11 protein-coding genes and 1 pseudogene are annotated in these 14836 nt (G+C 40.2%); 2 read left to right on the plus strand and 10 right to left on the minus strand.

The window, feature by feature from the left end; all coding sequences use genetic code 11:
- Positions 1-21: 21 nt before the first annotated feature.
- A complete protein-coding gene (kynU, locus tag L2716_RS12105) occupies positions 22-1308 on the minus strand; it encodes a kynureninase (RefSeq protein ID WP_236335182.1) in 1287 nt (428 codons plus the stop codon).
- 139 nt (positions 1309-1447) lie between these two features.
- Between kynU and L2716_RS12110 the strand changes: the two genes are divergently transcribed.
- Together L2716_RS12110 and L2716_RS12115 are read left to right on the plus strand one after the other, a co-directional pair.
- On the plus strand, positions 1448-2065 hold the full coding sequence (locus tag L2716_RS12110; protein WP_236335185.1) for a TetR/AcrR family transcriptional regulator: 618 nt from the start codon (positions 1448-1450) through the stop codon (positions 2063-2065).
- Between the two features lie 140 nt (positions 2066-2205).
- Complete coding sequence (locus L2716_RS12115) at positions 2206-3573, plus strand: DUF2254 domain-containing protein (RefSeq protein WP_236335187.1); 1368 nt, start codon at positions 2206-2208, stop codon at positions 3571-3573.
- A 186-nt stretch (positions 3574-3759) separates the two neighbouring features.
- Here the strand turns inward: L2716_RS12115 and L2716_RS12120 are convergent.
- The 9 genes and pseudogenes from L2716_RS12120 to L2716_RS12160 all read right to left on the minus strand — a co-directional run bounded on the left by L2716_RS12120 (position 3760) and on the right by L2716_RS12160 (position 14699).
- Positions 3760-5118, minus strand: a pseudogene (locus L2716_RS12120) (aminotransferase).
- 21 nt (positions 5119-5139) lie between these two features.
- Positions 5140-6600: a CoA-acylating methylmalonate-semialdehyde dehydrogenase gene (locus tag L2716_RS12125; protein WP_236335189.1), complete on the minus strand. Its 1461-nt coding sequence runs from the start codon at positions 6598-6600 to the stop codon at positions 5140-5142.
- Positions 6601-6721: 121 nt separating this feature from the next.
- On the minus strand, positions 6722-8341 hold the full coding sequence (locus tag L2716_RS12130) for a PucR family transcriptional regulator (RefSeq protein WP_236335191.1): 1620 nt from the start codon (positions 8339-8341) through the stop codon (positions 6722-6724).
- Between the two features lie 63 nt (positions 8342-8404).
- Entirely contained in the window at positions 8405-8641 is a 237-nt protein-coding gene (locus tag L2716_RS12135; RefSeq protein ID WP_236335194.1) for a hypothetical protein, read from the minus strand.
- A gap of 71 nt (positions 8642-8712) precedes the next feature.
- Positions 8713-8922, minus strand: coding sequence for a hypothetical protein (locus L2716_RS12140; protein ID WP_236335197.1), 210 nt, complete (start codon positions 8920-8922; stop codon positions 8713-8715).
- 78 nt (positions 8923-9000) lie between these two features.
- Positions 9001-10461: an NCS1 family transporter gene (locus L2716_RS12145; protein ID WP_236335200.1), complete on the minus strand. Its 1461-nt coding sequence runs from the start codon at positions 10459-10461 to the stop codon at positions 9001-9003.
- Positions 10462-10573: 112 nt separating this feature from the next.
- Positions 10574-11989 (minus strand): dihydropyrimidinase, encoded by a 1416-nt coding sequence (gene hydA / locus L2716_RS12150; RefSeq protein ID WP_236335202.1) that lies wholly within the window; start codon positions 11987-11989, stop codon positions 10574-10576.
- A 28-nt stretch (positions 11990-12017) separates the two neighbouring features.
- Positions 12018-13301 (minus strand): NAD-dependent dihydropyrimidine dehydrogenase subunit PreA, encoded by a 1284-nt coding sequence (gene preA, locus L2716_RS12155; protein WP_236335205.1) that lies wholly within the window; start codon positions 13299-13301, stop codon positions 12018-12020.
- A 30-nt stretch (positions 13302-13331) separates the two neighbouring features.
- Positions 13332-14699: an NAD(P)-dependent oxidoreductase gene (locus L2716_RS12160; protein ID WP_268963984.1), complete on the minus strand. Its 1368-nt coding sequence runs from the start codon at positions 14697-14699 to the stop codon at positions 13332-13334.
- Positions 14700-14836 lie beyond the last annotated feature (137 nt).

A 14836-nucleotide genomic window follows, 5' to 3' on the forward strand; every position in this document is an offset into this window, starting at 1 on the left:
CATCCCACTCCCTTTCTATTGTTAAGCGACCACTCCGCGTTTATTTTCAAACTGCTTATATTGTTCATCATCCATGATCTTTTTCAGAATTTGAATCGCATTCCATACATCTTCAAACGAATTGTATAATGCCGTTGGCGTCAATCGAATGCCATTTGGATTCCTAAAATCAGGAATGACTTTATTCATCTTTAATGCTTTACATATACGAGCCGCTTCTGGATGTTCTAAATATACATGACCACCTCGACGATGATCTTCTATCGGATTTCCGATATTAAAACCATAGTCTTTCAAATCGTGCTCAACGAGGTCCATCATATATTGTGTGAGCTGAAGTGACTTTTTGCGAATTCGCTCAATACCTGCTTCTGCAAAGATTTCTAAAGAACCTTTCAATGGAGCCAGGCTTAGCATGTGAGGCGTCCCGATTTGGTATGCGCCTGCAGTATCAGCCGGTGTGAGCTGATGGTCCATATCAAATTGTTTACTTTTGTCTGAACTGAACCAACCTGCAAGTCCAGGTGCTTTTCCAAGATGCTTCTCATTTACGTAAATACCTGCAACTGAACCAGGTCCTGCATTTACATATTTATAATTGCACCAAAAAGCAAAGTCCGCTCCCCATTCACTCAAAGAATGCGGCAATGCTCCAATAGAATGACATAGATCGAAGCCAATCGTAATTCCCCTGTTATGAGCTTCTTCAGTCAACCTTTCCATATCTAACACTTGACCACTTCTATACATAACACTCGGTAGCATAATCAGTGCAATCTCTTCACTCATTGAATCGATAATATCCTGTTCATCTACTATTCTTCCATCTCGGCTTTTCACTTGTACGAGATGTTCATCTGGGTCATAGCCTTTCAATTTCAATTGACTTTGCAGTGCGAAAATGTCTGATGGAAACGTTAGTTCATCCGCTAAGATTTTCGTCTTCTTCCCTTCTGGATGGTAGAAAGTCGAAACAAGCTGGTGTAAATTAACCGTCGTTGATCCGGTTGCGATGACTTCTTCAGCTTTAGCACCAACAAGCGGTGCTAGCATACCACCAAGTTGTTCAGATAAGTAAAACCAAGGTGTGTCTCCTTCCGTCCAACCATCAATACCTAGTTCTTTCCAAGACTCTAACAGATCCGTAAGCGCACCTTCTGCACGTTTAGATAACAAGCCAAGTGAATTCCCAATTAAATAGATTGAATCTTCCTTTACATGGAATTCGTTCTTAAAGGAAGCTAATTCATCTTGTTGATCGAGTTTTAACGCATACGCTTTGGAATGATCAAAAGACTGAGTACCCATTGGATTAAATCCCCCTCCGATTATGTATTAATTAAACTATACAGTTGAAGCTGACATAGTGTCAATGACATCATGTCATTGACAAGTTACCCATCCCCTATATAAAATAAAACCACCTCTGTAAAAGGATTGAATACATATGACAAATCATATTAATACGTTATCACAAAGACAGTTAAAGTCCGTCCAAACACGGAATAAACTGCTTGGGGCAGCAAGAAAAGTATTTATAGACCAGGGCTTCCAAAAAACAACCATAACGCAAATCATTAAAGACGCTGAGCTTGGATATGGTACCGCTTATGTGCACTTTAAAAATAAAGACGACATATTGATTGCACTTATTGAAGATGTGATGAATCAATTTTATAAAATTGCTGATCTACCTTTCAGACCAACAACGAAAGACGAAGCTGAAAGAACGATTCGAAAGCAAGTAGGATCTTTTCTTGAACTGGCAAAACAAGAACAAAGAATTCTAGCTGTTGTAGAAGAAGCAATCGGCCAATCTCCTATCGTTCAAGCAAAATGGAATGATATTAGGGAAAGGTTCGTGGAAGGAATTGCAAAGGATATTACTTATTCTCAAGAAAATAACCTAGCTTATCCAGATGTTGATCCACTTCTGGCAGGTAAAGGTTGGTTCTATTCTAATGAAATGTTTTTATGGGAAATTACTAAAAGAGATGGGAAGATGAATCTAGAGGACATCGTGCACAATCTGACAACGATGTATGTAAGAGGGCTTTACAAATAGATTCCATTCAAGCTAACCAAAATTGAATTGGTTAGTTTTTTTATTGAATCATCTATTTTCTTGCATACCTCAACTATAACTAGGGTAGATAATAAAGAAGTTCATACTTCTATTTCAACAAGGCAGGTGTCCAAAATCTAATGGCGTTACCAAGATCAATGAAAAAATATTTAAAGATGTCAAAAAGACAGAGATGGGAAGAAATTCGCGCAACTCTTTGGTTTACTCCAAGCTATTACATTCTCCTCTCCATCATATTAGCAACGATTACTTTATTATTAGATATTCAATTAGAGCTCGCCGACTATGTGGATGGAAAATTCATTTCAGAGGTAGATTTAACAAGAGTCCTCGTCAGTACACTGATTGGCGGTATACTGACATTAAGCGCATTTACGTTCAACTCATTACTTGTCGTGTTAACTACATTTAGTGGACAATTCTCTCCAAGAATGATGCTGAACTTCATATCTGATAAGAAAACACAGCATGTCCTCGGTATTTTCAACGGAAGTTTTATTTACGTATTAACCGTGTTTCTTTTCGTCAGTAAGTCCAACACAAATCAATATGTTGCAATTCCTATTACAACGGTGTTTCTAGCCTTTTTCGCAGCGATCACATTCATTTACTTTATCAATCATTCTACTACGTGGATGCAAGTCCATAATATAACCGATAACATGAAAGAAGTATCTAAACGGATCATTAATTTCTCGATATTAAAAGAAATTGAACCCTATCGAACAAAAGATGATACGAAACTTGACGACAAAGAATATACGAAAGATGGACATATGATCAACGCAAAAGAATCTGGCTATATCCAAGTTGTTGATTACATAAGTCTGATCAAGAGCGCAACAAGAGATCAATTGGTCGTCCGATTTGAATATGGCGTTGGAGAATATGTCTTAGAGGGTTCTCCAATTCTAACCTATTGGAAAGAATCAGAGAATGCGATTAATGAACTTGAATACTTAAAATGCATAGCACTCGGTCACAAACAAACTGAGATTCAAGATTTAGAATTTGGTGTAAATAAGTTGGCGGAAATAGCCATTAAAGCACTCGGTAACAATGACCCGAAGACTGCAATAAACACGATCCATCAAATGTCTGATTTGTTAACCATCATTGCGCGCTATACACACTTTTCTCCACTGTTAGTGGATGAAGAGAAGAATATTAGGGTGATTTTGAAGGAAGAAGATTTCGAGTATTATTTATATCGTGGATTTGCACATATCCGTCATTACACCGATCAAAATTGGGTGATCATTACAGAGATTTTATCTTCATTAGGATCGATGGCAAAGGCGATGGATAAGATGTTCTATGATGATCTGTGGAATTTTGCTGTTCAAACAGTCAACGGAATTGAAAAGCGTGAAATCTATCATTTAGACAGAAAATATTTGTTACAAGAATTAGCCTCCCTCGCAACAACAACGAAAAGGGAAAACGAATATCGAGAAATTGAAAATGAATTTCAAAGAGAAGCGTAAGGGAAACAAACTTTTAAGGTCCGCCATATCACCATCGAACGATTACCGCGGATAGAAACACCCCACCCTTTTGCTGTCCGCCATATCACGATAGAGCGATTACCGCGGATGGTAAACAATAAAAAATTCGAGTATGAGCCTATTCCGGTCTCATACTCGAATTCATTTTTGCATCCTATTCTTTCATTACTTGATTTTATTCAATGCATCCGTCAGCGTATTGATGATGTAATCTAAGTCACTATCCTCAAGGTTCAATGGCGGTGAGACCGTCAACACATTGTTGTAGCCATCCACTGTGACACCATTTTTTCCGATGATCAGTTTATTCTTTTTACATGTAGCAATGACTTCATTCAATTTACTGACTTCGAGTGGTTCTTTTGTTGATTTATCTTTTACTAACTCGATACCAACGAGCAACCCTTTTCCTCGAACATCTCCTACATATGGGTGATTCTGAAGACGAGTGGATAATTCACTCTTCAAACGGTCTCCCTTTTCCATCGATCGATCAAACAACTTTTCATTTTCCATAATCTCAATGTTCTTTAACGCTAGAGCACACGCTGCTGGATTCCCACCGAACGTATTGATGTGTCTGAAATAATCGTATTCCTCAGAACCTTTAAATTGCTCATAAATTTCCTTCTTCACCGCCGTCGCCGACAATGGTAAATAGGCAGATGTAATTCCTTTTGCCATTGTGATAATATCGGGCTGGACATCATAGTTCATAAACCCGAAAGGCTTACCAGTACGTCCAAATCAACAAATAACTTCGTCGACAATCATGAGTGCGCCATGCTTTTCACAAATCTCTTTTACAGCTTTCATATATCCATCAGGTGGTACAAGGATTCCCCCACCCGTGATAATAGGCTCCATAATCATAGCTGCAACAGTTTCACTGAGTTCCCACGTCATTGTCCGATCCACTTCTTGAACACAAGCCATTTCAGATGCATTATCCAAGTCCCCATCTGGCATACGATACAGATCTGGGGGAGAGACGTGAAGAAATCCTGGTGCTAATGGTTCATACTTATACTTTCGCTGCGCTTGACCCGTTGCAGCCAGTGAGCCCATGGTATTCCCATGATAAGCACGATATCTCGAAACTACCTTATATCGACTATGTTCACCACGTTGCTGATGATATTGGCGGGCAATTTTAAATGCCGTTTCATTCGCTTCCGAACCACTGTTAGAGAAGAAAATAACGTAATCGCCACCAAGCATTTTATTTAATTTCTCAGCGAGCTTTACTGCTGGTGCATGGCTATGGGTTAGAGGGAAGTAAGCCATTTCTTTTAATTGTTCATAAGCCGCGTCAGCTAGCTCTGTTCTTCCATATCCTACATTTACACACCACAATCCTGCCATAGCATCTAAGTAACGATCACCATTAATATCTGTCACCCAAGCTCCTTTTGAACTTGAAACGACCATCGTCGCATTAGGATTATAAGGTTTCATAGAATGCCAAACATACTGCTCATCTTTCTTTAGAACGTCTTGAGATTGATCGACCTGATGGACCATCATACACCCTCCTTTATCATCTTAGTAACGAGATGTAATCATTTTCTTTCGGGTATAAAAGTTAATGCCATCTTTACCATTTACGTGAAGGTCACCGTAGAAGGAATCTTTCCATCCGGAGAACGGGAAGAATGCCATAGTTGCGGGTACTCCGATATTAATACCGAGCATTCCTGCATCTGCTTCTTCTCGGAACTTGCGGACGGAAGCTGCGTCTTGAGAATAAAGTGTTGCGCCATTTCCGAATCGTGATTTGCGGATGTATTCAAGACCACCATCTAAATCGTCTGCACGTAGCAAACTTAATACAGGAGCAAAGATTTCTTCCTTTGCAATTGTCATTTCAGGCGTAACATGATCAAAAATCGTTGGTCCTAGGAAGTTGCCTTCTTTCATTACGCTCATTTCTCTTCGTCCATCGCGGATCAAGTCTGCTCCTTCTTCAATGCCTTTTTCGATATAACCGAGCACTTTTTGACGATGCGATTCTCGTATAACAGGTGTTAATAAGACTTCTTCATCCAAACCATTTCCAATGGTCAGTTCATCTGCCTTTTTGCGGAGCTCTTCTACAAACTTGTCATTATCTCCCACAACTACAACAGCACTACAAGCCATACATCTCTGCCCTGCACTACCAAATGTAGAACTGATTATATTTTGGACTGCCTTTTCCATATCTGCGTCTGGCATGACGATGTGATGATTTTTCGCGCCTGAGAGAGCTTGAACTCTCTTTCCATTTGTCGCAGCCTGTTCATACACATATTTAGCTACTGGCTGAGATCCAACAAAAGAAATCGCTTTAATATCCGGATGCTCGAGTAATCCATTAACAACATCATGCGCACCATGTACGATATTGAAAACGCCATCGGGAATACCTGCTTCTGTAAGTAATTCACCAATGCGATTGGCTAGGATTGGCGTCCGTTCGGAAGGCTTCAATACAAACGTATTGCCACAAACAATCGCAAGCGGGAACATCCATAATGGAACCATCATCGGGAAGTTAAATGGCGTTATACCTCCAACAACACCTAAAGGATAACGGAACATTTCAGAATCAATATCCTCTGCAATGTTAGATAATGTCTCTCCCATCAAATGAGTAGGTGCACCTGCCGCAAACTCTACACATTCGATACCACGCTGGATTTCTCCATATGCTTCTTTAAATGCCTTGCCATTTTCTTGTACGATTAATTTGGCAAGCTCCTCGTGATGTTCATTTAGTAAATAATGAAATTTGTACATCACTCGTGCACGCTTCGGAACAGGTACGTTTTTCCATGTTTGAAAGGCTTCATTCGCTACTTTTACAGCATCGTCGAGATCTTTCTTATTTGAGATTGGTACACGGGCTAATCGTTCACCAGTCGCAGGATTTGGGACCTCCATCATTTCAGATCCTGAAGATGCTACCCATTTTCCGTTAATATAGTTCTTTAAGTCCTTCATATCGCTTTTGGTTACTGTCATAGTGCTCGTGCCTCCTTAGTAATCTATCGACTTTCTACCATTATCTAAAATTTAACATTCTGATACATTAGACATTGTGTAAAAGAGTTGAGTCTGTCTGCATCACATTCTGCCTAGCTTGTTAACTCATCATTTCATCTTCGGCTTTTAAAGCTTGCCCATGGTTTCCTCCATTTAAGTGTTCATGTGCAAACAGCATCAATTCAATGGCTAACCTCTTTTCAGCATTAGACATAAAGTCTTCTCCTAATAGTTTTTCAAGTTTCTCAATCCGGTAATATAATGTCTGCCGTACGACATAAAGCTGTTTTGCCGTTTCTTTTTTGGAGCCATTACATGAAAGATACGTTCTTAATGTTTGGAGCAGCTTTCCATTATACTTCTCGTCATAATCAATGACAGGTTGCAAATACTCTGTAATCATCTCTTGAAATTCATTCTGCGTCTTAAAAAGACTGATGACTCGATACATATGTAAATCCTCATAATACGTGCACAATCGTTCGGATTGTTTTTTCTTCTGAAGCTTCAACGCTTCAGAAGCGGTTTGATAACTCAATCCAATTTTACTTAAAGCTTCTGTATATTGACCGACTGCGATGCGATCAATTTGGCTGGCATGCTTCTTAAGGAACTCTGTATTTAATACTTTTTCCATTCCTGTACTTAATCGGTGTTTCCACGCACCGTCCCCACGAAGGTTCAATAAAATGTATACGGTATACCCGTGACGTTCTGTCGTGATGAGATGAAATCCTTGTTGTTCAAAAATGGATCGGATGAATAAATTTAAATACGTACGATCCGAACTACTAATCTCTAAAGGCAGTTTACAAATCGCAACTGTTCCACCATATACCCTCATCTTTCCTTCATAGTAGGCTAAATTTACAAGGGCTTCTTGTTCTCCGTACTCACCATCTACCCATCTTGTGATCCATTCGTGCTTTTCTGTCCTTCTCTTTTCTTCAACATAAAGCTCTCTTAAAAATAGTTGTGCAAGTGCTGTCGTCGTTCTGTCCAGAATTAACAAATCGAACTCATTGATTTCTCTTTCAGTAGAAAGAATAAACAATTCACCAAAGTGTTTTTCCATCACGATAACGGGACGCTTTGCAACAAAGGGTGAATCATTAGGAAAAAGTTTGTAAGGATCACTACGTTTCGTATCACTATTCATCTCAGGAACGAAGAGATCCTTTTCGTCATTCGTTTTCATAATAATTTGTAACCCAGTGTAATCATGCATCAGCTTCAACATTTCATTGCTGTTTTCAATGGTTAGTAACTTTTGATTTAACTTTAAAGAATATTGTTCCAAGTCCTGAATCGTTTGATAATGTTGATTTATGAGCACGGCATGTATATCCTGAGTAATGTTTACGAACTGTACTTCTTGCATAAACAAGATGATTGGAAAACGGTTGTGATTAGCTAGTTGGATCACGCTGTCGGGAATGTTCGATGTGTACGTCCCAATTTCAATACACAAACCAGCCGCTCCACAATCAATCAATTGTTGCAAAAAATCTTCTAGAAGTTTATGATTCTCTTTCCAAACAACACCAGTAGAAAGAATGAGTTCATTTCCATTCAATAGTTTCTTTATATTAGGAACCTCAACGACATGAACCCACTTTACCTGTCGGGTTAGTCCTTCTAGTCCTGCGATCACCTTCGTCTTCTCGAAATGGTCTCGATTTAATATATCCTTAACTGATAAACTCGATTGGTGCTGCACAATTGGACACTCCGATCTTTATGCCAAGATTTGAAAGAGACCGATTCATATCGATCAGTTCGTTTAAGAGCTATTCAATGGCAAATACTTTTCCAATTTATTCAGCATACTTTGGAAGGAATCCTGCTCGTGAAAGTCATCCGAGTGCCAATTTCTGAAAATCCATGTCGCTAATTCTTGAGGTGTATTGAAAAATTCACCACTTGAATCTGCTTTTCTTAACATATATCGGCCATTATCTTCATCAACAACGACTTCACAAGGAAAAACACTTTCTTTGCACTTCAAGGAAAACTCCATTGAAGCTCCTCCCTTTCGTTTTCAATCTTTTGGCTGAGTTCTTAAGTTGGGCAAAGTCTTTCTACTAAACATTATGATGAATGTTTATGGAAAAGTAGGTTAGAGAAATATTTTCTGCCGTCCGCAGTTTTAATATGAAGGATGTCTGTGTCACCTTTATCTCGTTCAAATGTCACAAAAGCACCACTTAAGTTCTCATTCACATGTTTGATGGTGTATCCTTTTTCAATTAACAGATCAATTTGTTCTCGTTCCAAAACATACTCGGCATACTCTGTCATGTGCACCCCTCCTAAGTCATTTGTAACTTTCGCCCGAGCCATTCAATATTGACCCGAGCAAAAAGCTACCGCTGCTACTTATTTAGCATCTCTTAATGGCGTAACTTCTTTTTCATCTTCTAAATTCCAATTACGTCCAACTGTAATACCAAGAAAGCGCTCATCATCCGGATTTTCGATTTCCGCTTGCTTGTATTTATTGAAATACCAATATTTACAAAGCACATAATAAGATGCTCCACCTAATACAAAACCAATTAAGAATGAATAATTCGGGAAGAAGTAAGAGACGGAAGCCCCGATAATCCATGAAATGAACCCAGCTACGTTTACTCCACCTGCATATCGGAATTGACCCTGAGACTTGTATAGATCATAAACGTTCACTCTTCGTTTCCTTAGAAGGTAATAATCCGCAAATAGAATTCCTACTATAGCAGATAGTATGCCCCCTACTATCAGAAGAACAGGTATGATGATCCCGAACAAACTCCACGGTTGAACGATCGTCCCAACTACTCCAGCGGCAAATACGCCTGCCCAGAATGGGAATTTCGGTCCACCAACGTTAGAGAAGATTGTTGCGGCAGGTACTATGTTTGCCGAAATATTCGTCGACCACTGCGCAAGTACGATCATGAGTAATAATACGCCCAATACGACACCAGTCGCTGTCTCTTGGAGTGCAATGACTGGATCATAATTTTGTACAGCGATATACGCAACTGCACCAATGATGATCATAAATGTCTGCGTTAACGGTAAAGCTACTAAACTTCCAATGAGTGCACCTTTATTGCGCTTGAACCAGTTACGTTCGTAGCTAGGTGCTTTAATAAAACGAGAAATGGACGGGATATCTGCGGATAGTGTCGCCCAAAATCCCATATTGCTAAAGATGACAACTAAGAATGCCGTGAATGCTTCAGCACCTGTTACAGGGTTTTCAGTCCATGTCCAAACATTTCGTCCTTCTGACGCCGCTGTTCCGGATAACTCTAAGAACATCCAAATTGAAATTAGTATAATCGTTGGAGCCGCCATGTCCGCAAATCGTTCAACAGCTTTGATGCCAAGTGCTGTATTCAATAATTGTAGGACAGCGAATATAAAGAAACAGACGAGCCAACTATCAAATCCAAACAACATTCCTAAAATACCATTCATTGCTGTTGCCCCGAAATAAGTGTTAATTCCAAACCACATCGAGGCTGCAACTCCACGGACAATGGATGGAATATGCGTCCCCATTGTGCCAAAAGGTGCTCTCATATATACAGGAAACGATAATCCATGCTCAATACCGATATCAGAAATAAGTGAAATGAACAACCCAATCGCAACCGATCCAATGATCGTACCTAAGATCACGTATGGTAGAGGTAGCGAAATGACGCCCGATCCACCAATTGCAAATGTTGCAAGTACGACAACCATACCAACCCACATGAAGGAGAATCCCAGTGTTGTAATCTTCCTCCCATCCTGCCCAATCGGCAATAGATCAGGAGATTTCAAATAACTTTCCTTCTTTTCCATTACAATCACTCCTTATACCCTTTCTCAAAAGCAACTGGTGCATACGGACTCGAGTGTGGATTTAAACTGCTATCACACCCTGATTTCACAACCTCCTTTCTTTTTGCACAAATTAAATGGTTAACTTTTCGTCGACTGAATCCAATAGCTGATTGTATCGTGCACGCTTCAAATAGTTTCCTGTACCAGGTTTACCTACAAATTTCTTATCACGAATAACAAATTCTCCTCTAGATAGAACGGATACAGGTTCACCCGTCACTTTCATGCCTTCAAATGCGTTATAATCAACCGCCATATGATGAGATTTCACCGATATTGTTCGTTCTACATTTGGATCAAATATCACGATATCTGCATCTGCACCAACTGTAATCGTCCCTTTTTTAGGAAATAGCCCAAAAAGCTTAGCGATTCGAGTAGAGGTAATATCAACGAATTGATTTAACGAAATACGTCCCTTTTTAACACCTTCAGAGAATAATATAGAAACTCGATCTTCAATCATCGGACCACCATTCGGAATTTTTGAGAAATCACCTTTCCCAAGATCTTTTTGACCTTTAAAATCAAATGAACATTGATCTGATCCGAGCGTTTGCAACTGTCCATTCTTGAGTGCATTCCAAAGGACATCCTGATTCCATTTTTCTCGAAGAGGTGGAGACCAAACATATTTGGCACCTTCAAAATCAGGTTTTTCTAAGTAACTTTGATCTAACATTAAGTATTGAGGACACGTTTCACCCCAAACCTCGTAACCTTTATTTCTAGCTTCAGCAATTTTGTATACTGCTTCCGCACAGGATACATGAACGACATATAACTGAGAGTTCGAGAGTCCTGTTAATTGCGCCGCTCTACCTGTTGCTTCACCTTCGACTTCAGGCGGACGAGTAAGAGCATGGTAGATTGGATCCGTTTGCCCTTTTTCGAGCGCTTCTTTTACAAGGTAATCAATTACATCTCCATTTTCAGCATGTACCATGACTAATCCACCTTGTTCCTTTGCCATGACGAGCGTTCGGAATAATGTTTCATCATCAGCTTGGAACACGTTTTTATACGCCATAAACACTTTAAAAGAAGTGATTCCTTCCTTATCCATAATCGTCGGTAATTGGTTCAGTACGTCCTCATTCAACTCCGAAATCATTAGGTGGAAGCTGTAATCTATAACCGCTTTGTCCTTTGATTTCTTATGCCAAACATCAATTGCATTTTGGAGTGGCTCCCCTTTATTGGTTAGACAGAAATCGATGACAGTTGTCGTTCCACCAAATGCTGCAGCAATCGTACCTGTCTCAAAATCATCTTTCGATACGGTACCACCAAATGGCATCTCCAAATGCGTATGTGGGTCAATTCCTCCAGGGAATACATAACAACCTTTGGCATCGATCTTTTCAGCACCTTGTGCATCTAAATTTTCACCAATTGCAATGATTCGTTCATTTTCAATGAGAATATCCGCACTATACGTATCCGCAGCTGTTACAATTGTTCCGTTCTGAATGATTTTCTTCAAGAATAGATCTCCCTTCTAAAATATTTGATTATTTTACAATATTGGTCTTTTCTTGCACGCCATTTAGTACAGCTTGTCGGTCATTCCATGTCATTGGAGGATGTTCGCTATCTACCTCCACCATATCGATTGCGCCGTCAACAGGGCATACGATAGAACAAAGGTTACATCCTACACAGTCCTCTTCTCGTACTTCTAAGTAAGAATTTCCGTGACCGTCTTTCAACATATCAATACATTGATGCGATGTATCTTCGCATGCAATATGACACTTATTGCAATTGATACAAACATCATTGTTTATTCGCGCAACAATCTTGTAATTAAGGTCAAGGTTCCCCCAATCCGAATATTTAGGTACGGACTGACCTACGATATCCCGAACGGATTGAATGCCTTTTTCATCTAAGTAATTATTCATGCCATCAATCATATCTTCTACAATCCGAAATCCATGGTGCATCGCGGCTGTACAAACTTGAACATTTGAAGCGCCCATCAGCATGAATTCAACTGCATTTTGCCAATTGGAAACCCCGCCCATTCCAGAAATGGGAACATTGATTTTCGGACTACGCGCACATTCTCCAACCATGTTTAAGGCAATTGGCTTTACAGCAGGACCACAGTAACCACCGTGTGCACCTTTTCCGCCTACGTGAGGAATCGTGTTCCAAGAATCAAGATCAACACCAGCAAGACTATTGATTGTATTAATCATACTGACAGCATCTGCTCCACCACGAACGGCTGCTTCGGCTGTAGCCGTGATGTCTGTGATGTTCGGAGTTAGTTTTACGATAACAGGTGTTTGCGCAGCTTCTTTCGCCCAGTACGTTTGCTTTTCTACTAGCTCTGGCACCTGTCCTGAAGCAGATCCCATACCACGTTCAGCCATCCCATGTGGACATCCGAAGTTCAACTCCAAGCCATCAACGCCAACTTCTTCCACTTTCTTTACAATTTCATGCCACTTCTCTTGATTCGGTTCAACCATTAGTGAAGCAACAATGGCATGGTTAGGGAACTTTTTCTTCGTTTCATAGATTTCCTTTAAGTTCACTTCAAGCGGTCGATCTGTAATGAGCTCGATATTATTGAATCCGGCGACTCTTTGTCCATTGAAGCTGACCGCCGCAAAACGGGAAGATACGTTTAAAATCGGATCTCCAAGCGTCTTCCAGACTGCTCCTCCCCAACCAGCTTCAAAAGCTCTCTGAACTTGATACCCTGAATTGGTTGGTGGTGCTGATGCAAGCCAAAATGGATTCGGTGATTCAATTCCAGCTAAACTCGTTCTTAAATCTGCCATTTTATGAACGCCCCTTTCTGCTATATCCAGTCATACGGTCATGGATTCTTCTTTTAATTGTTCATGGATGGCATAAGCGGCTTTCTTCCCTTGTTGTGCAGCCGTTACAACCATCGCTTCTCCTTTTCCTTTTCCGAAGACAATATCCCCACAAGCAAACACCTTTGGATTGGATGTCTGATAATCATTAGACACTTGAACGACGCCACCTTCGTGATCGAGATCAAACTGTTCAATTAAACTCACGTGACGAGTTTGTCCTATTGCTTTGATTACTGCATCAACTGGGATTTTATAATTTGAGCCTTCAACAGGCTTCGGTCGCCTTCTTCCATCTACCCCAGGTTCTCCGAGCTCCATTTCCATGCATTCAATTGCATTCACTGCACCGTTTTCGTCCCCGTGGATCTTGACAGGCTGCGTAAGCCATTTGAACTCTACCCCGTCCTGTTTGGCAAATTCATATTCAAAATCATAAGCTGACATTTCTTCTTGCGTACGACGATATAGAATTTTGACATTTTCAGCTCCTAAACGGACAGAACATGTTGCTCCATCAATTGCTGTATTCCCCGCGCCTATGACAGCTACTTTCTTGCCGAGGAACTTGTTGCTTAGTGGCTTTGTTTTCGTATCTTTCACAAATTCGATTGCGTCATAAACGCCATCTAACTCTTCTCCCTCGACACCAAGATTAGGAACGTTAGCCATACCTGCAGCTAGTACAACACGATCGTAAGAGGCCAACAACTCATCAGCCGTTATATCCTTCCCTACTGCTGTATTGGTACGTACTTTCACATCTAGACTCTTAACTTGATCGACTTCCCAATAAGAGATTTCTTGAGGTAATCGGAATGAAACGATTCCATAAGTATTTAATCCCCCAGCTTTAGACGATGCTTCAAAAATCGTCACATCATAGCCAAGTCGGGCAAGCTCACGTGCGGTTGATAGCCCTGCAGGTCCACCGCCAATTACCGCAACGGTCTTCCCATTGCTCTCGCCTTTCTCAAAAAGGACTTGATCATTTCTAATCGCCCAGTCTGTTGCATGCCTTTGAAGATTACCAATCATGATTGGTTTGGTGGAATGGTTCAGAACACAAGCACCTTCACAAAGCTCTTCAGTTGGACATACCCGCGCGCAGCTTGCACCTACAGGGTTTGAGTCCATAATTGTCGTTGCGGATCCTTTCAAGTTTCCTGAAGATATCTTTTTTATAAAAGATGGAATGTCAATGCCGGTAGGACAAGCTGTAATGCACGGGGCATCATAGCAATAGAGGCATCGATTTGCTTCTTCAACCGCTTCACGATCTGTAAGTGCTGGTTCTACTTCATTAAAATTACTTCTAAGGTCTGTTAATGAAATGTGATATTTATTCTTTTTTGCCAATTCAAAAGCCCCCTTCAGGCGTTGATTAGTCAAAATGTAAGAAAAAGTTCTAATTTGGACAGGACGAGCACTAGTCGTGCATACACTTAACACGTATTAAATAGAAAAAGAGCTGACTAACCCCTGCACTTCAATGT

This window comes from Pseudalkalibacillus berkeleyi (assembly GCF_021608225.1).
GTDB lineage: Bacteria > Bacillota > Bacilli > Bacillales > Fictibacillaceae > Pseudalkalibacillus > Pseudalkalibacillus berkeleyi.

Coding starts and splice junctions, on each gene's coding strand:
- kynU (WP_236335182.1), bottom strand. CDS start 1,308: ATGGGTACTCAGTCTTTTGATCATTCCAAAGCGTATGCGTTAAAACTC.
- L2716_RS12110 (WP_236335185.1), top strand. CDS start 1,448: ATGACAAATCATATTAATACGTTATCACAAAGACAGTTAAAGTCCGTC.
- L2716_RS12115 (WP_236335187.1), top strand. CDS start 2,206: ATGGCGTTACCAAGATCAATGAAAAAATATTTAAAGATGTCAAAAAGA.
- L2716_RS12125 (WP_236335189.1), bottom strand. CDS start 6,600: ATGACAGTAACCAAAAGCGATATGAAGGACTTAAAGAACTATATTAAC.
- L2716_RS12135 (WP_236335194.1), bottom strand. CDS start 8,641: ATGGAGTTTTCCTTGAAGTGCAAAGAAAGTGTTTTTCCTTGTGAAGTC.
- L2716_RS12140 (WP_236335197.1), bottom strand. CDS start 8,922: ATGACAGAGTATGCCGAGTATGTTTTGGAACGAGAACAAATTGATCTG.
- L2716_RS12145 (WP_236335200.1), bottom strand. CDS start 10,461: ATGGAAAAGAAGGAAAGTTATTTGAAATCTCCTGATCTATTGCCGATT.
- preA (WP_236335205.1), bottom strand. CDS start 13,301: ATGGCAGATTTAAGAACGAGTTTAGCTGGAATTGAATCACCGAATCCA.